At 47.6% G+C, this 18,359-nt stretch carries 13 protein-coding genes; 12 read left to right on the top strand and 1 reads right to left on the bottom strand.

All coding sequences use genetic code 11. The features are described 5' to 3' along the window. Positions 1 to 2 precede the first annotated feature (2 nt). From NXH67_RS05615 to NXH67_RS05630, 4 genes are all read left to right on the top strand, one after another. The gene (locus NXH67_RS05615) at positions 3 to 1,172 is read left to right on the top strand and encodes a polysaccharide pyruvyl transferase family protein (RefSeq protein WP_272796719.1); all 1,170 of its coding nucleotides are present in this window, start codon (positions 3 to 5) and stop codon (positions 1,170 to 1,172) included. An 11-nt stretch (positions 1,173 to 1,183) separates the two neighbouring features. Next, on the top strand, positions 1,184 to 2,116 hold the full coding sequence (locus tag NXH67_RS05620; protein ID WP_272796720.1) for an alpha-1,2-fucosyltransferase: 933 nt from the start codon (positions 1,184 to 1,186) through the stop codon (positions 2,114 to 2,116). Continuing rightward, complete coding sequence (locus NXH67_RS05625) at positions 2,117 to 3,643, top strand: lipopolysaccharide biosynthesis protein (RefSeq protein WP_272796721.1); 1,527 nt, start codon at positions 2,117 to 2,119, stop codon at positions 3,641 to 3,643. A 65-nt stretch (positions 3,644 to 3,708) separates the two neighbouring features. After that, on the top strand, positions 3,709 to 4,926 hold the full coding sequence (locus tag NXH67_RS05630; RefSeq protein ID WP_272796722.1) for a glycoside hydrolase family 88 protein: 1,218 nt from the start codon (positions 3,709 to 3,711) through the stop codon (positions 4,924 to 4,926). Positions 4,927 to 5,047: 121 nt separating this feature from the next. On the opposite strand, the gene NXH67_RS05635 is transcribed toward NXH67_RS05630, so the two are convergent. Further along, entirely contained in the window at positions 5,048 to 5,257 is a 210-nt protein-coding gene (locus NXH67_RS05635) for a hypothetical protein (RefSeq protein WP_272796723.1), read from the bottom strand. Between the two features lie 400 nt (positions 5,258 to 5,657). On the opposite strand from NXH67_RS05635, the gene NXH67_RS05640 reads away from it, so the two are divergent. From NXH67_RS05640 to NXH67_RS05675, 8 genes are all read left to right on the top strand, one after another. Continuing rightward, positions 5,658 to 7,139 (top strand): glycoside hydrolase family 5 protein, encoded by a 1,482-nt coding sequence (locus NXH67_RS05640; RefSeq protein ID WP_272796724.1) that lies wholly within the window; start codon positions 5,658 to 5,660, stop codon positions 7,137 to 7,139. 64 nt (positions 7,140 to 7,203) lie between these two features. Beyond that, a complete protein-coding gene (locus tag NXH67_RS05645) occupies positions 7,204 to 11,373 on the top strand; it encodes a transglutaminase domain-containing protein (protein ID WP_272796725.1) in 4,170 nt (1,389 codons plus the stop codon). Positions 11,374 to 11,593: 220 nt separating this feature from the next. Beyond that, on the top strand, positions 11,594 to 13,219 hold the full coding sequence (locus NXH67_RS05650; protein ID WP_272796726.1) for a YifB family Mg chelatase-like AAA ATPase: 1,626 nt from the start codon (positions 11,594 to 11,596) through the stop codon (positions 13,217 to 13,219). 137 nt (positions 13,220 to 13,356) lie between these two features. Beyond that, positions 13,357 to 14,175, top strand: coding sequence for a DNA-protecting protein DprA (locus NXH67_RS05655; RefSeq protein ID WP_272796727.1), 819 nt, complete (start codon positions 13,357 to 13,359; stop codon positions 14,173 to 14,175). Positions 14,176 to 14,283: 108 nt separating this feature from the next. Beyond that, complete coding sequence (locus NXH67_RS05660) at positions 14,284 to 14,964, top strand: transposase (RefSeq protein WP_272796728.1); 681 nt, start codon at positions 14,284 to 14,286, stop codon at positions 14,962 to 14,964. Positions 14,965 to 15,666: 702 nt separating this feature from the next. Next, positions 15,667 to 15,870, top strand: a complete 204-nt coding sequence (locus NXH67_RS05665) for a hypothetical protein (protein ID WP_272796729.1) — start codon at positions 15,667 to 15,669, stop codon at positions 15,868 to 15,870. A gap of 306 nt (positions 15,871 to 16,176) precedes the next feature. Beyond that, a complete protein-coding gene (locus tag NXH67_RS05670; protein WP_272796730.1) occupies positions 16,177 to 17,076 on the top strand; it encodes a PD-(D/E)XK nuclease family transposase in 900 nt (299 codons plus the stop codon). Positions 17,077 to 17,415: 339 nt separating this feature from the next. After that, entirely contained in the window at positions 17,416 to 18,273 is an 858-nt protein-coding gene (locus NXH67_RS05675; protein WP_022780168.1) for an Rpn family recombination-promoting nuclease/putative transposase, read from the top strand. The last annotated feature ends 86 nt before the right edge of the window (positions 18,274 to 18,359 follow it).

Raw genomic sequence — 18,359 nt, forward strand, 5'->3', positions numbered from 1 at the left:
TCTTGGAAAATATTAATCTTAACAGACCAATTATCATGTATATGCACGCAGGAAGCGGCAATCACGGGTGCGAGGCAATTGCTGACAGTACCTTAAGGCTTATCTACAGGCTCAGGAAGGAAAGTGAATTTCCCGGAGCCTGCACGGCTTATCCCGTCATTCTTGTGACCAACAGTGAGGCACAGGACAGGAAGTATTACCTCAAGGACCTGGAGGATATGGGACTCTGCGTAATTGTGGAGGAGAAGCATATCGACAGGAATTTTATCAATCATGTGCTGTACTACGGCTGGCGCAAGATAACGGGCGATAGGGAATCCTTCCAGAGATATAGGTTTGCGCCTGCTTTCAAGGAGTACAAGGCTTATAAGCAGGAGGGGGTTAAGCCTCTTGCAATCTCAATTGGAGGAGATAACTACTGTTATCCGGAGATGGTACAGGATCTGATTCTGGCGGACAATGTTTTTCGCAAGAGGGGATTTGAGACCATTCTCTGGGGCTGTTCTATTGAGCCGGATTCACTTAAGGACAAGGCTCTTTTGCAGGATCTGATGGGATTTAAGAAGATATTTGCGCGTGAGTCCATAACATATGATGCGCTATTGTCGGCAGGGTTATCTGCGGATAAGCTGGTGCTTAGAAAGGACCCTGCGTTTGAGCTTGAGACTCAGGCGCCGGAGAAGTATCCCGAGGGCTTTATACCGGGCAAGATGGTGGGCATTAACCTAAGTCCCATGGTGCAGGAGAGGGAGTCACAGCCGGGAATTACCATGGAGTGCTACAAGAATCTCATCCGTTATGTATTAGATAACACGGATAATAATATTGCGCTGGTGCCTCATGTGGTGTGGGCTGGAAGCGATGACAGGAAGCCTCTTGGGGAGCTGTACAAGGCTTTTGCAGATACGGGAAGAGTTGTGATGCTGGAGGATGCACCGGCGGAGGAGCTTAAGGGCTATATTGCTGCCTGCAACTTTTTTGTAGGAGCAAGGACTCATAGTACTATCGCAGCTTACAGTAGCGGGGTTAAGACGCTGGTCATCGGATATTCTGTTAAGAGTAGGGGAATTGCCAAGGACCTCTTTGGAACCGTTGACGGGTACGTACTTCCGGTGCAGGAACTGTCCAATCCGCAGGCACTGGTTGAGGCTTACGTTAACTATAAAAAGTGAGGAGATGAAGGATGCTTATTATTCAGATAGCAGGCGGTCTGGGCAATCAGATGCAGCAGTACGCCTTATACAGAAAGCTCCTTAAATATCACCCGGATGGGGTGAGGCTGGACCTGTCCTGGTTCGACAGCGAGGTTCAGAAGAATATGCTGGCCAAAAGAGAGTTTGAGCTGGCTCTTTTCAAGGGGCTTCCCTATATTGAGTGTAAGCCAAAGGAGAGGGCTGCTTTTCTTGATAGGAACGCTGCTCAGCAACTGACGGGGAAGGTGCTTAAGAAGCTGGGACTCAGGGACAATGCCAATCCCAATGTCTTTGAAGAGAGCAGGATGTTCCATCCGGAGATCTTTGAACTTGATAATAAGTACATCATTGGCTATTTTGCATGCCAGAAGTACTACGACGATATAATGGGGGATCTGTGCAATCTTTTTGAATTCCCCGAGCATTCGGATCCGGAGCTGGAGAAAAAGAATCTGGAGCTTATTTCCAAAATGGAGAAGGAGAACAGCGTCAGCGTTCATATCAGGCGCGGTGACTATCTTGATCCGGAGAATTTCAAGATTTTGGGGAATATTGCGACGGATGAGTATTATGAGAGTGCGATGAAGTATTTTGAGGACAGATACGAGAAGGTGCACTTCTATATTTTTACCAGCGATCATGAGTACGCAAGGGAGCATTTTGCCGATGAGTCCAAATATACGATTGTGGACTGGAATACGGGAAAGGACAGCCTTCAGGATGTGAGGCTCATGAACCATTGTCTGGGGAATATCTGCGCCAATTCAACCTTCAGCTTCTGGGGAGCAAGGCTGAATCAGAGGCAGGACAAGGTCATGATAAGGACCTACAAGATGAGGAACAATCAGCCGGTGGATCCGGATACCATGCATGATTACTGGAAGGGCTGGATTCTGATCGACGAGACAGGCAGGGAAGTATAAATGGGAAGAACCAAGCAGGCGGCAAGGAATATAGCATTCGGATATGTGGGACAGATAGCGACAGCGCTGATGTCGTTTATTTTGCGTACCATTTTTATCCACTATCTGAATGAGGAGCTGCTGGGAATCAACAGTTTGTACACCAATGTGCTGTCTATTCTTAATATGGCGGAGCTGGGAATCGGAACGGCGCTTAATTTCTCGCTCTACGGGCCGGTGGCCAGGGGTGAGAAGGAGAAGATCAAGTCCTACATGCAGCTCTACAGGAAGGCCTATCATGTGATCGCTATGGTGGTAGCGGGTGTGGGCCTTGCGCTGGTGCCTTTTTTGGAGTACATGGTAAAAAAACCGGGGTGCATAACCAAGAGGGACATGGTGCTGTACTACCTGATCTTCCTGTTCAATACGGTCAGCAGCTATTTTGTGGCCTATAAGTACAGCCTGGTCAATGCACAGCAAAAGAATTACATTCAGACGAATATCAATACGATAACTAAGATCGCAGTGGTTTTTTGCCAGATTATTGTGGTGCTGACGACGGGGAATTTCTATCTGTTCCTGATCGTTGATGCGGTGCTGCAGCTGATACAGAAGATATTTGTGTCGAGGTATCTGGATAAGCTCTATCCGTACCTGAGGGAGCGGAATATTGATCCGCTGACTAAGGAGGAGAGCGATACCGTATGGAGTAAGACCGGGGCGCTGGTGTTCCATAAGGTGGGGGATGTGGCGAGGCTTCAGACCGATGCGCTGATCATTTCCTCTTTTATCGAAGTTACGATGGCGGGAGTTGTGGACAACTATAACATGGTGGTCAGCACGGTTTCCAATTTCGTTAATATCATCTTTAATTCGGTTATTTCGGGATTCGGCAATCTTATTGCGACGGAGTCCAAGGAAAAGCAGTACGATATGTTCAGGGTTTACCGCTTTTTTGCTTCGTGGGTCTACGGCTTTTCGGCGGTGGGCTTTATGGTGCTATTGACGCCCCTTGTGAAGGTGTGGCTGGGAGATGGATGGATACTGGCTCCGGCGGCGGTGTACTGTTTTTTGACGGATTATTATTTTAAAGGGGACAGGATTGTCCTTAGCAACTACAAGACGGCGGCGGGAGTGTTCGAGCAGGACAAGTATCTGGCGCTGATCCAGGGCGCTGTGAATCTGGTAATCTCTATTGTGCTGGTGCAGACGCCGCTGGGAATCACGGGTGTGTATATTGGCACGGTGGTTTCGGGACTTATCGCCAATATTACCAAGCCGGTGATCATTTATAAGGCTTGCTTCGACAGGGGCGCCGGGGAGTACTTTGTGGATACAGTGAAGTACCTGGCGAGTATGGTGGCGGTGCTGGCAGTGTGCAATTATGTGAGCACTTTTGTGCTCAGGAGCATGAACTATGGCACTATCGTGCTGATGGCGCTTATCATCACCGTGATCTTTAACGGAACTTATTTTGTGCTGTACGGACGCACCCCTGAGTTCAAGTACCTCGTGGGGAAGGTGAAGGAGAGACTTCACTTTAGTTAAATAAAGTGCCTGTCACTTTAGTTAGGCATAGTGCCTGTCACTTTAGTGGATGAAAGGGGGTCGGGATGACGAGAGAGGATAGGGTTAAGAAAATAATACATGAAGCGGCGAGGCAGCTGCATGACATAATGAATGTTACGCCGGCGCAGGCGGCGAAGGATGTGGTGAAAAGGGCAATCGGGAGAAGTACGAGGACCAAGGATCCGCTGTTTTGGCCGGCGGGAATGCTGATGCTGGGGCTGGTGCAGGCGGCAAAGTGGTGCGAAGAAAAGGCTGTGGAAGGTAAGGCTGAGGCAGCAAGCGGGAACGAGAAGTTTATTCAGGTTCGTGATGCTATACTCCATGCACTTAACGCACATACGCAGCTGTGGCTTCAGAAGTATGACGGAAGGCTGGATTATGTGGATGATGCCCTGGCGGGAGTGGCTTTTGTCAGGCTCTATGAGATGACAGGGTATGACCAGTACAAGAAGGCTGCGGACAGGATTGCGGAATATCTGGACAAGGCTCCGGTGGATGCTGAGGGTGCGATATTATATAACGGAGGCAGGAGCAGGAATATTTTTGTGGACGGCATCGGGCAGGTCAGCATGTTCTATGCGGTGTATTCCGGGATGAGCCCTGAGAATGCAGGATATCTGGACAAGGCGGCTAAGCAGCTTCTTATTTTCAGAAAATATGGAATGGATCAGAAGTCAGGACTTAACTATCATGGCTATGAACTGTTGGAAGAGAAAGCAGGGTCCGGTGAAGGAGATGGATGCAGATGTGAGAAAAAGGGTCTTCTTGGCTGGGGCAGGGCCTTTGGCTGGCTGATGATGGGACTGTCGGAGACGGCAGCTCTTATGTATGACAGGGTTGGTGACCGCGGGGAAATAATAGGCTGGTACAAAGAACTGGCTGAACTTGCGGCGGAGTATCAGCGTAGCGACGGTGGTTTCAGCTGGCAGTTGCAGGCGGTTGAGGGGCATATTGATATGTCGGCGACCGGAATGATCACCTATGGGCTGGAGAGGGGCTTGCAGGCTGGGATCTTGGGAGATACGGCTGTGGAAGGAAATGATGCTGAGGGAGATGCTGCGACAGGAAGTGGTTCTGAGGATTCTGTTCCGATTCGTGAAGTTGTTCTCAGAGCGCAGAAGTCTATGTATGCCAATTCTACAAATGGTATTGTAACGGAGGCTCTTAGTTCCTGCGATGATTTCGGAGTTCACTATCAGACCTATGGAACGTATCCCTGGGGGCAGGGTGCGGTGCTGCTTACGCTGACTGCGGAAGAGTAAGGCGATAGTGATATCTGTATTAACATGAATGCATAGAAAAGCCAGAGACCGGTCAACCTGGACGTCAGCCTCTGGCTTTATTTTTTTGTTTAGTTTGTGCTGTGTATCTATGCTGCTTTGTTCATGCTGTTTTGAATAAACTTGCAAACCCGATAACTATTAGAATCGGGAGTGCTATGTAGACCATTCCGCCCAGAACCATTCCCACCAGAATAAGGGGCAGGAACATGATGAAAAAGATCGCCTTCATCAGACTCCAGGACGCTCTGAAAGCAAAATTTATGAGCTTTCCGAAGATTATGAAAAAAAGAATGAAGAAAAGTATTTCCATAACTCTCACCTCCTTATTGTGTATAGAAACAACTATTTCTTTATCTGATGAAATGATTATAGACGAAATGATGATATACAAAAATATCTGATATCGAGAATTACAGGACTGTATTTCCACTTTTTTGCCAATGAAAGCCATCGAAATATGGGGAATGCGGACAGAAGCGAAGCCGGACGACGGGACAGTCATCCGGCTTCTCATGTGTTGTGAAAGATTGACCTATGCATAGTCAATTATAGCGATATTGCGAGTATCGCTAATACTATTATACGATATTAAGAGTATATTTCAATCGGGTAAGATATTCTGAGGAGGAAGTTTGTACATTTTTTGGTTTGCTATGTACTTTTTTTACATATAATTAATATGTCGGGTTATGCAGAAAAAAGGAGATTCTATGCGAAGAATAATATCAGCGCTTGTTGCGGTTGCAGTTATATTGGGAAGTCTTGCGGGGGCAAGGCCGATACAGGTCAGGGCGGAGGAAGTCACGGCTTCTTCGGTGCATGCGGCGATTGGGACCGGGTGGAATCTGGGGAATTCGCTGGATGCGCATCACAAGAAGAGCATGAAGGTGGGGGAGCCCAATCTTGATCACGAGACCATCTGGGGGCAGCCCAAGGTGACTAAGGCGCAGATAGATTATGTGGCGTCACTTGGTTTTAATGCCATCAGGGTGCCGGTGACCTGGTACAACCACACCTACAGGGATGCTACGGGGACGCTACACATCAGGCAGGAGTGGCTGGCGAGGGTCAGGGAGGTGATTGACTATTGCCTTGCGGACAATCTCTATGTGTTTATGGATACGCATCATGACAAGGATCTGATCTATGCAGGGGTGTCCGAGGAAGAACTGGCGCAGGTTAAGAGCGATGCGGCGTCGCTGTGGAGGGAAATCGCGAGCTATTTTGCAGACACTGATCACAAGTTGATTTTTGAGAGCTACAACGAGGTTGATAATCATGTGAAGTACTGGCAGTACGGCGAGAAGGCGGCCAGGCAGATGAATGAACTGAATCAGGTTTTTGTGGATACGGTTCGCAGCACCGGCGGCAAGAATGCGGACAGGGTGCTGATGGTGCCGACGCTCCTTGATCATAACAGCGGAGAGTCGCTGAACAAATTTGTTCTTCCGAAGGATTCGGTTAAGGATAGAATTCTGGTGACGGTGCATTGCTATTCGCAGCAGTATGATCAGGCGGTGGAGGGGACTTTTTCCGGACTGGAGAGTTTTTCCAAGAGGATTGGCGCCAAGGTGATAATCGGTGAGTGGGGATCCACGACGAAATATGCGCCGGCGCAGTACAGAGGAATTCACGCTGCCAACTATGTGGCGAGGGCGGCGGCTCACGGTATCAAGTGCTTTTACTGGGACAACGGCAGTAATTATGCCATTGTGGATAGGACGGCACTGACCTGCAATCAGGATATGATTAATGCGATCATGAATCCGGTGGCGTATACTTCCAATGGTTCGGAGATCGTTTTTGACGGTTCGGATTACCTGTACAAGACTCTTGATCAGACTACGGGCGCCATCAAGGAGGACAAGAGCTGGGGAACGATTCTTCTCACCACCGACGGCTCCGGCAATATTCCGGTTGCCGAGGGGAGCAGCAATTTCTATGTGCAGCTTGTGCGCAGCGGGTCTATGGCGACTCAGGCGATTCATTATATATACATGTTTGATGCAGGGGGGAAGCTCCTGTCCAAGGTAAATGACTGGGGCGGCTTTACCGAGAAGACCGTGGAGATCCCGGCGGGCTGCGCCTACATCCGTATAGGCGTCAATTCCGCCCAGACGGCCACTTCCAAGGCCGACTATGAGGCAGCCTTCGCCTCCGGCGAAATCGTTGGCTACCTTAAGTTCCGGTAAAAAATAAAAAAAATTGGGGTCAGACCCCAATCACAGAATGTTCACAATTTGAAAGGAGAGGGAGATGCGTAAAAGGTTACTGAGTGGAGTGCTGGCTGTGATAACGGCTGTGTCCATGTGTCCGATGACTTCTCATGCGGAGGAGGCAGGAAGTTTTGGAGAAGAAATCATGCTGGAGGAAGAGGTAGAGGCGCCAAAAGAGGACGAGCTTACAGAAGATGTCGAGCTAACGGAAGATGCCGAAGCGCCGGAGGATATTGAGGATATTGAGGCGGCGGATGAGGAACTGACGGCGCATTCTGAAGAGGAACCGTCTGAAGCGGGACCTTCTGAGGTTACGGAATACTATGTGGCGCCTGGTTTTGAAGGCACTTATACCGTTGAGGAAGTAAAAGAGTATTTCGAAAACGAATATGACCTCTATGCGGGCACGGATGAAGACTCCGAAGAGGAAGCTGAATTTCTTGCCAGCGCTGAGGATATCAAGAAGGTCATGAAGCGCAGAGCTTCTTCCTATAAATACACGGATAGCAGCTTCAACGCCAAGTCGCTGATAGAGGGTGCCATGGTGGATTCCAATGAGACAGATCCCACCGGCGGCGATTATATCAAGGGTAATCTTATCGCCTACAGCGCATCGGGCTCAGGCAATAGCTCAGGCTGGACCATAGAGATCAAGTTCATGTGGGCTGCCTACGGCGACGCAGCATCTGAGGAAGCAGCGGTAACCGAGAAGGTTAACAAGATCAAGGCTGAGCTTAACCTGACGTCATCTGCACTTTCTGATTATGAAAAGGTATGTGCGATCGATGACTATATGCAGAAGAACATCGAGTATGACTATTACAATATGAGTGCTTACGGTGCCCACGGAACATATGCCGCTCTGGTTCTTGGTAAGAGCGTATGTCAGGGCTATTCAACAGCATTTTTACGTCTTGCCAGAGAAGCAGGAATCCCTGCCAAATACATTACCAGCAAGGAAATCAACCACGCCTGGAACATCGTCAAGGTAGAGGGCGGCACCGACCCCGAGAGGCCCTGGTACAACATCGACACCACCTGGGGGAGATTTTTGGAGAACGATGTTCAGTTCATGGATCACCCAAGGGACAAGGAGTACAGAACTGACAGCTACAAGAAAAAACATCCCATATCACTGTACAACTGGGGCCTGACCACCGCAGGACTAAATATGCCAAACAAGGAATTCATCTTTAACTCCGTTGACGGCAGCGTTATGACTTCAACGGTGGATACTGAAACCAAGACACCTAAGATTATTGTTTTATACTACTATGGCGAGAGTAACCAATCAGCATATCCTGCGCAGTTATTCAAGTCCCTAGAGTCCCACAAGATACTTAAGAATAAAAAGATTGAAGTCTATGCCGTAGATGTTCACAATGACGTTGATTCGGTAAAAAAATACATGAAAGACAACGGGCTTGGTTCCGAGATCAAGTTCGCCGGTTGGAACCAGGGGTCCAACGATGCCTACACATATTTCGACGTAAATCTGTCACCTTTTGTGGTAATGATAGATGAGAACAACGTGGTTCAGTTCGCCAATGCCTATACCAGCGACTACATAACCAAGAACTTTGCCGCTTATGTCTGGGACACCTTCATGTATTACCTTGTGGAGGACTGGGATCACACAGCAGTACTTAAGTCCATAACCCTGGACAAGGCCACCATGAGTCTTACCAATGGCGAGTCCGATACCCTTGAAGTATCCTATAATCCGACAAAAACCTGTGATGACAAGACCGTAACCTGGACCAGCTCTGACGAAACGGTAGCGACTGTAACTTCCACCGGCATGAATACTGCAACGGTGACCGCAACAGGCTCCGGAGTTGCAACTATTACTGCAAAATGCATGAGCAAAACTGCAACCTGCCGTGTCACAACTTTTACTCCTATAACGGGTGTAACCTTAGAGCCGGAGCGCACAAGCGCCTTTGAAGGCGAGAAAATCCGCATATCTGCTGTGGTTTCACCAAAGAAGGGTGATGTAATCGGCGGATATAGCTGGGAAATCTCAGATCCAACCGTTGCTGCAATCACAGTATCCGATAACGGAGACTATGTGACTTTGACGGGTAAAAAAGCAGGTGATACCACCGTTACGGTAACAGCTGATGGCAAAACAGCCTCACAGGCGATATCCGTTATTTCGTCAAATGTGACCCTGGATTATCAGGGTGGAAGCGCAGCAGAGGGTGATCCTTTAGTTATTACCGGAGTTTATGGCGCAGCTCTTGGAGAGCTCCCGGTTCCTACTTATGAAGGACATGTTTTCCTTGGCTGGTATACAGGTAAGGACTGCACCGGAACCAAGGTTTCCGACAGCACCAGAATCACCAGATATGAGCTGGGCGAGAGCTTTGTCCTCTATGCGGGATACAAGGAAGCTCCGGAGGGAGCCATGACAATCCTTCCCGTTGCGGATCAGATGTATACAGGAGCAGCGCTCAAACCCGCAGTGATAGTCTATTACGGAGATGTGAAGCTAACTGCCGGCAAGGATTATACAGTTAAATATACCAACAACAAGAACGCCTATGCTCTTGCAAGCACGGATGCAGGCTTCTCTGAAAAGAGTGCGCCGACGGCTACGGTTACAGGTAAGGGAAACTTTGCGGGAACAGCGGCAGCTCCTTTCAGAATCCTTCCCAAGAACCTTGCGGACAACGATGTGACAGTTAACAGCAGTGCCCTTTATCTCACTGCAAACGGCAAGGCTCAGAAGTCAACGCCCGCTGTGAAATATGGTAAAACAGCACTTAAGGCAGGCAAGGACTACGACTACAGCTATCCCGACAGCGACGACGGCGACTATGTAAAAGCAGGACAGAACCGAGTTGTCATAACTGCAAAGGAAGGTGGAAACTACACCGGAACAAGAACTCTCATACAGACCATCGCAAGAGGAGACCTGATCAATATCTCCAAGTGCAAGGTAACAATCGGAAAGTCCTATGAGTATACAGGAAGTGCAATAACACCTGAAGTTACTGTAAAGAGCGGAAACACAACGCTTACCGAGGGCCGTGACTACAAGCTGATCCTGTCTGACAATATTGAAGTTGGCACAGCATCTGTTATCGTAAGCGGCATCGGCGGCTTTACCGGAGTTAAGAAGGGGGGCTTCAAGATAACAGGTGTCAGCATTGCAAAAGCAGACGTTACTTTAAACGAAGCAGTACATACCTACAACGGAGCAGCCCACGAACCTGCTGTTGCAGTCAAGTTAAAGAAGACAGATGCCGCATCCCTTGTGGAAGGAACGGATTATACAATTTCATATGCTTCCAATGTTAACAAGGGAAAAGCAAGCGTTATAATAACAGGATGCGGCAAATACACGGGTGTAGCCAAGAAGACTTTTACCATCGCAGCAGCGAAGCTTGATGTAGCAGATGTTACTTTTGCAAACGGTGATGCAGTGGGATTTGAGAGCTATGTGAAGGGCGGAAGTACGCCTGTGGTAACAGTTGTTTCTAATGGAAGAACTCTGAAGGCGGGCACAGACTACACTCTCATGTACTCAGGAAACAATCAGATATATGAATACAAGGGAGAGGACAAGAAGGCTCCCACAGTGACCATCACAGGCAAAGGCAACTATGCAGGAACTAAGAAGGCATATTTTAGCATTGTACCTTCCAAGCTGCAGGATAGACTTGATGAAGGCGCCTATGCACTTGCGGGAGATGTGGTTTACAGCAGCAAGGCAGGTAAGTGGAAGGGTGCCGTGACTGTTTTTGACAGTAATGGTAAGAAACTGGTGGCAGGAACAGATTACCTTAAAGACATCAAGTACACCTACAAGGAGACAGGCCTCGAGATCTCAGCCACAGATGCCGCATCCCTTGTGGAAGGAACGGAGATCACTGCCACAATCACGGGAACCAAGGCCTACGAGGGAACAGTTCTCACAGCGGATTACCATATAATAAGTAGCGACAAGAACATCGCAAAGGGCATCACCTTTAAAGTGGCCGACAAAGAATACACCGGAAAGCCTGTTGTACTTAGCAAGAGCGACATCACATTTAAGGCCAAGGGCAAAGCTGATTTCACCGAGAGCTCTTTTGAAATCGTGGAAGGAAGTTATGTTGCCAATACAGTCAAGGGTACCGCTAAGGTGACGATAAAAGGTGTGTATCCATACGGTGGGACCAAGACAATATCCTTCAAGATTCTGCCAAAGCCTGTTAATTAGTACGATTTCCGAAAAAAGATATATTGGTGCCTGTCACTTTAGTATATTGAAGTGACAGGCACTTTATTATGCGAAAGTGACAGGCACTTTAGTTAACTAAATTCTTTACAATATGCGAAAATAGTGCTACGCTAGCTTCATTGAAAGCAGAAGATCATTTCTACTCCTTTCGGAGTAATCACGAGTATAGGCGGTGGTTCGTGCCGTTTTCATCAGTCCGATGATCGTGATATCTTTCAACAAAATTTTTTTAACAGAAGAGGAAAAAGAGAATATGGCAACAGTAGTAAAGAGCATGGCTACTGCCGGAGTTGAGGGTTACATGGTGGAGATTGAAGCCGGAACCATCAAGTCGCCGCAGCAGATCATGTCGATCATCGGCCTACCCGACCAGGCCATCAAAGAGGCGGGAGAGCGCATACAGGCTGCGATTGAGTCCTGTGGATACGAGATGCCCAAGGAGAAGATTATCATCAGCCTTGCGCCGGGAGATAAGAAGAAGCGGGGGTCCCATTTTGACCTGGGGATGATCATTGCGCTGCTGAGGCAGACGAGGCAGATACAGGCGGAGAGCCTTGGGGATTATGCTTTTATCGGCGAGTTATCGCTGGATGGCAGGATCAGGCCCTGCACGGGGGTGCTGTCCATGGTGACGGAGGCGGCGAATTGCGGGGTAAAAGCGGTCGTGGTGCCCTTCGACAACAGGAAGGAAGCGGCGACGGTGCCGGGGATAAGGATTTGTCCGGTAAAAAGCCTCTCGGATACGGTGAAGGTGCTTGAGGGGAAGGGGGATGAGCTTTTTTGCGTAAAAGAGGATGAGGCTCCCGGCGGGAGTGATGAGGCGGGGGAGAAGGCAGTTTTTTTCTCAAATCTTGATTTCTCGGACGTGAAGGGGCAAAAAGAGCTGATTGACGCCATTGTGCTGGGTGCAGCAGGGGGTCACAATATTCTGATGATTGGGGAGCCGGGCTGCGGCAAGACGATGATAGCCCAGAGAATTCCCACAATTCTTCCCGAGATGACTGTAAAAGAATCGCTGGAAATCAGTAAGATTCACAGCATAGCGGGTCTTTTGGAGCCCGGGTCCGGGCTTATGAAAATGCGTCCGTTCAGGGCGCCTCACCATAATGTTTCACTGAATGCACTTATTGGAGGGGGAAGTTTTGCGCAGCCGGGGGAGGTGTCTTTGTCCCATAACGGGGTGCTGTTTCTGGATGAGCTGGCGGAGTTTAACAAGGCGACGCTGGATGCGCTGCGGCAGCCGATGGAGGATAAGAAGGTGACGATATCGAGGGTCAGCGGAAGTAACAGTTATCCGGCGAATTTCATGTTTGTGGCGGCGATAAATCCTTGTCCTTGTGGGTATTATCCATCAAAAAAATGTCGTTGCAGCGATTATGAGATTATGCAATATCGTGGAAAAATATCGGGCCCGATTCTGGAGAGGATTGATATTCAGAAGGCGGTGGCGCACGTGGACTTTTTTGACCTGGATAAGGCACAAGGGGGCGTGAGTTCGGCGGTTCTTCGGGAAAAAGTGGAGAAAGCGAGGAAGATTCAGCAGGAGAGGTTCAAGGATGCGCCGGGGATCAGCTGCAATGCGCAGATGACGTCAACGATGGTGGGGAATTATTGCAGGCTGGATGCGGAGTCGACGGCGCTGCTGAAGCGGGCGAGCGATAAGTTTGACTACAGTGCGAGGGTGATACATAAGCTGCTGAGGCTGGCGAGGACAAGTGCGGATCTGGACGGTGCGGAGAATATCAGGCTGCAGGATGTTGAGAGGGTGCTTGGGTGCAGGGATCTGGATGTGTCGAGTAGTGGGATGTATACGGTGAAGAGGTGATGAATTGGATGTGAGAGTGGTTGCGTGAGGCGAATGGCGGCGGTGAGAGTGGTTGTGATAGTGAATAGCGGCGATTGTGAGAAGAGGAGCGGCGGTGAGAAAAAGAGATTTGAGGAGGTTGAGGGAGGTAAATGAGTATGAATTATGAGGATTATACTGAAGAAGAATTGTATGTTTTTATGAGCTTTATTCCGGGATTTGGATGTGTGTCGCAGCATAAGCTGCTGGAGATGTGCCAGGGCGTGAGAGGAGCTTTTTTGGCGGATGGGGCGGATATTGGCGGAATGACGTATAGAGAGGCGAGGGAACTACCCGGTTTTGCCAAGGCGTTCAATGCATTTGTGAAGGGAAAAGAGGATGAGACTGTAATGGAGAAGGCTCTGGAAGTCCTGGGCAGGTGCAGGGAGCTGGGGATAAGCGTGGTGACGGCGGGTGATGAAGCGTATCCAAGGAGGTTCAAGGGGCGTTTGGAGATGCCGATTGTGCTGTATACAAAGGGGGAGCTGCGGATAAATGAATTCGACAGGGCGATAGGCGTGATAGGAGCAAGGCGGTGCAGCAGAGAGGGGCGGGCCGCCGCCATAGAGATCTCGGAGGCGGCCGGAAGGAGCAAAGTTGCGGTCGTTAGCGGCATGGCGAAGGGGGTGGATTCCTACGCAAATACAGGGTGTATCAGGACCGGCGGGTACACCGCCGCGGTCCTTGGGAGCGGGCCGGATATCTGCTATCCCAAGGAGAATCTGCCGCTGTATGAGGCGATAATCGAGACGGGCTGCATTATCTCCGAGTATCCGCCGGGGACTGAGGTAAGGCCCTATGCTTTTCCTGCCAGGAACAGGATAATTGCGGCTCTGTCGGATGAACTCTATGCCATTGAAGTGGGCGAAAAGAGTGGATCCATGACGACGGTGGAGTGGGGGAAGAGATACGGGGTGCCTGTCACTATGGTGGGGTAAAGTGCCTGTCACTATAGTTGGATGAAGTGCCTGTCACTATGGTGGACTAAAGTGCCTGGCACTTTAGTCCGCCATAGTGACAGGCACCAATAGAGGAGGAGTTAGAGTATGTCAAGAGAACTAAAAGTTTGGTATCCCGGGGCAATATATCATGTGATGAGCCGGGGAAACCACAAAAACGATATTTATATTGATTCTGAGGATTACATCATGTTTTTAAAAATCTTGTCCTTTATGAAGAAAAGATACAATTTCAAGGTGCACAGTTTGTGCCTGATGACCAATCATTTTCATCTTCTCATAGAGACTACAGATGTATCGATAAGTCGTATAATGCAACACCTGCTGTCTAATTATTCGCATTATTACAATGATGCACATGATTTCGAAGGCCATGTTTTTCAGGGACGATATTATTCGAAAATCATAAATGACGACAACTATCTGCTTGAAGCAATCCGGTACATTCACAGGAATCCGGTAAAAGCATCTATAGTTAGCAAGGCAGAGAAGTATCCATACACAAGCTACAGGGAATTTCTGAAGACGGAATATGAGCTTACGTTTCCCGGTTCTATACTGGAGCGGCTACTTAACGAAATCACAGATTTGAATCGTGTAAAAGAGTACTTTGGAGAGAACAAGGAGAAATATCGTAAATTTAATGAGGATCGTATTTCGCATCAGGATGCTGAGGCACAGATACAATTAGATATGAAAGAGGATGAGAGAGGTATACCGCTGTATTTGATGCGTCGGACTAAAGTGACAGGCACTTTGGAGGAGTGAAGTGACAGGCACTTTCGTAGGATGAAGTGACAGGCACTTTCGCAGAATAAAGTATTTACGGGAAAACGCATAATTCTTAAGAATTCTTAAGATTGTGACGACTGTGTGAACAGCAGATGGGATGCGGGATGCAGCAGGGTTACAGAGACTCTGGCGAAGCCTTCGTACGCAATACCGCAAAATACTTAAGATTCCTTAAGAATTGTTTACAAACCCGCATAAATACTGTATTGTATAGATATTGGATTTAGAAAAAATGCTAAAACGCAATCTACTCCATCGTGAGTAACTTATCATGCTGACGGCGTGTCCAATTCGCCGCATATTATTCCGGCATGATGAGTGTCTTTCAAACATAAGGCCCATGGGGATTGTCATTACCCACCACCACGCACGAGCCATGACGCACATTTGGCGGTTTTCTGTGCTTTCTTAAGTTTACCCTTTTTTAGGGGGCTGTCTTTCAAACCTGTGGGCTGAGTGTTTTGTCTTGAAGAATTCATAAGATTGATATAACATGATGATACAAGGTTATTACGTTTAGGACGTTTGCTGTGGGCATCGTAAGATGCATTTGTCAGCTCTAACCTGATTTTAGTTAGTCGCAGGAATGCTCTCAATCTGATTTGAGGGCATTTTTTTATAAGGCATAGGGCCGGAGTCGAAATCTCGGCAGATGACAGGGTAGGAGATAAGATCATTATGTGCAAAGGCATTGAAATGATGATTGAAAAGGGAAGAGAAGAAGGAAGAGAAGAAGGAAGAGAAGAAAGAACAGATATTATTAACACCCTTAATCAGAAATTGGCTGAAGCTGGCAGAACAGAAGAAATAATTAAGGCTGCATATGACAAGGAATATCAGAAGCAGCTGATAATAGAGCTGGTGGATAAGGATTTCAAATAATGGATGGTGATGTTGGAGCCTTCGGTGCGTGATGCGCCGGGGGCTTTTTTCGTGGAGTGAAGTGACAGGCACTTTAGGGGGATGAAGTGACAGGCACTTTAGTAAGGTAAATTGTGTCCGAAAGTTCACAATCTTTCGCATTTCTTAAGAATTTTCGATAGTAAATCTTAAGAATTTGCTGCTAGAATAGGTATCAGCGGATTGATTCGCAGTCAAAATATCTGTAATATTCAAGGATTTCGAAGGCATATCGCCACATAATCCCAGAGGACAGACGAACAAAAACACAAAGAGGAGAACTATCGAATGGCAACAAAGTTAAGCTACAAGGAAGCAACAGGCGTGATAGAGTTCACATTAAAGGATGATGGAGTATTCCACTATTCATTGCAGCATTCCCCAAGAGCCCTGGCGGGATTGGTGAGTGCGCTGGAAGGAATCAAGCCGGAAGACATTAAGAGTATTGTGGTTGAGAACCCGATTGATCTTAGCAGTTTGGGAAAAGAGACAGTGATGGATCTTAAGCTGACCTTGAACTCCGGGAAAATAATGAATATAGAGCTGCAGACATATATGGACAGTTTCTGGAGACCAAGAGCGATACTGTATCTGTGCAGGGCCTATGACAGTTTAAAGGAAGGTGAGGACTACTCCAAACTAAAGCAGACGATGCATTACTGTATAACGGATCAGAATCTTTTTCCCGAGAATCCGGAGTTCTATGCAAGGTACAGACTTCTTAATATCAAAAATCACAGATCCTACTCTGACATGTTGGGAATAAACGTGTTACAATTAAATCACGCAGAACTGGTAACTCAGGAAGACATAGACAATGGCCTGCTATACTGGACCAAGCTGTTTATGGCAAAGACTTGGGAAGAGATGCAGGCTCTTATGCTAGAGCATGAGGAAATTGAGGAGGTGGCGGATTTGATTCTGGAACTTAACACCGACAATCAGGCAAAAGAGATTTTGGAAGGACAGAGGCGCTATCGCGAGCAGCTGGCGACGGAGTATGCAGCGGGAGCCCTTGAGACGCAGGAGAAGTACGAGGCGATAATAGAGAAGAAGGACATGGAGTTTAATGCAATAATAGAGGATAAGGATGCAGAGATAGCAGATAAGAATGCTGAGATAGCTGATAAGGATGCAATGATAGCGAAACTGCTGGCGGAGAATGAAGAGCTTAAGAAAAAGAAATAATTGATGTGGATGGTGGAGTCCTCGGTGCGTGAGTGCCGGGGGCTTTTTTCGTGGAGTGAAGTGACAGGCACTGCGGTGGAGGGAAGTGACAGGCACTTTAGGGGGGTGAAGTGACAGGCACTTTAGTAGAGTAAATTGTGTCCGAAAGTTCACAATCTTTCGCATTTCTTAAGAATTTTCGATGGTAAATCTTAAGAATTTATTGATAGAATTAATTCTGTGCTCGTTCAGAGCAGGTTGCCACAGTCTGTGGCAATGAGGCGTAATCGCCGCAATATTCCAGTATTTGAGCTACTTGAAAGGGATATACAGAAAAATTATAATAAAAGGAGATATTTAATGACAGCGGATTCACAAGGCATCAACAGTAAGTATAAGGACAGACTGCTTAATTTCATTTATGGCAACCCGGCGAACAGAGCATGGACATTAAGTCTGTATAATGCGGTAAACAAGTCGTCGTACACCGATGCATCGCAAATAGAGTTTAATACATTAAGTGATGTTCTCTATTTAGGGATGAAAAATGATACGTCTTTCATCATTGCAGACATTCTCAGCGTTTATGAACATCAGTCGACGTTAAATTTGAATATGCCGCTCAGATTGCTCCAATACGTTGCGGATTTGTATTCCGGGTATATTGCCAAATATAAGCTGAACAAATATGGGACGTCAAGAATCATGCTCCCAACACCGAAGCTGGTAGTCTTTTATAACGGAGAGACAGAAATAGACGATGAGGTGATCTTAAGACTGAGTGATTCTTTTGATCCTGCCAGCAGAGATAAGGCCGATATAGAAGTCATAGTCAGAATGATCAATGTAAATTATGGCCGGAACAAAGAGCTTATGCAGAATTGCAAGACACTTGGAGAGTATGCCTGGCTGGTGGCTGCCATTCGTAGAAATAAGGCAGTAAATGAGACTGATATCAAGGCAGCTGTGAATAAGGCATTGGAAGAGATGCCTAAGGATTTTCTGATTCGGGATTTTCTTATGGCACATAGAAAAGAGGTGGAAGGTATGCTGGATACAGAATACAATGAAGCTGAGGTAAAAGAGTTGTTTGTGGCAGATGGAATCAGGAAAACTGTTGCTACATTAAGAAAACATGGAATTGATGATCAGACCATAGTTATTGATCTATGCGAACAGTACAGCCTCAGTGAAGATGAGGCTAAGAAGTATATGTAAAAAAGAGTTTAGAGGAGCCCTCGGTGCGTGATGCGCCGGGGGCTTTTTTAGTGGAGTGAAGTGACAGGCACTTTAATGGAGTGAAG

Source organism: Butyrivibrio sp. DSM 10294 (assembly GCF_028539135.1).
Lineage (GTDB): Bacteria > Bacillota > Clostridia > Lachnospirales > Lachnospiraceae > Butyrivibrio.

Coding starts and splice junctions, on each gene's coding strand:
- NXH67_RS05620 (WP_272796720.1), top strand. CDS start 1,184: ATGCTTATTATTCAGATAGCAGGCGGTCTGGGCAATCAGATGCAGCAG.
- NXH67_RS05625 (WP_272796721.1), top strand. CDS start 2,117: ATGGGAAGAACCAAGCAGGCGGCAAGGAATATAGCATTCGGATATGTG.
- NXH67_RS05630 (WP_272796722.1), top strand. CDS start 3,709: ATGACGAGAGAGGATAGGGTTAAGAAAATAATACATGAAGCGGCGAGG.
- NXH67_RS05635 (WP_272796723.1), bottom strand. CDS start 5,257: ATGGAAATACTTTTCTTCATTCTTTTTTTCATAATCTTCGGAAAGCTC.
- NXH67_RS05640 (WP_272796724.1), top strand. CDS start 5,658: ATGCGAAGAATAATATCAGCGCTTGTTGCGGTTGCAGTTATATTGGGA.
- NXH67_RS05645 (WP_272796725.1), top strand. CDS start 7,204: ATGCGTAAAAGGTTACTGAGTGGAGTGCTGGCTGTGATAACGGCTGTG.
- NXH67_RS05650 (WP_272796726.1), top strand. CDS start 11,594: ATGATCGTGATATCTTTCAACAAAATTTTTTTAACAGAAGAGGAAAAA.
- NXH67_RS05655 (WP_272796727.1), top strand. CDS start 13,357: ATGAATTATGAGGATTATACTGAAGAAGAATTGTATGTTTTTATGAGC.
- NXH67_RS05660 (WP_272796728.1), top strand. CDS start 14,284: ATGTCAAGAGAACTAAAAGTTTGGTATCCCGGGGCAATATATCATGTG.
- NXH67_RS05665 (WP_272796729.1), top strand. CDS start 15,667: ATGTGCAAAGGCATTGAAATGATGATTGAAAAGGGAAGAGAAGAAGGA.
- NXH67_RS05670 (WP_272796730.1), top strand. CDS start 16,177: ATGGCAACAAAGTTAAGCTACAAGGAAGCAACAGGCGTGATAGAGTTC.
- NXH67_RS05675 (WP_022780168.1), top strand. CDS start 17,416: ATGACAGCGGATTCACAAGGCATCAACAGTAAGTATAAGGACAGACTG.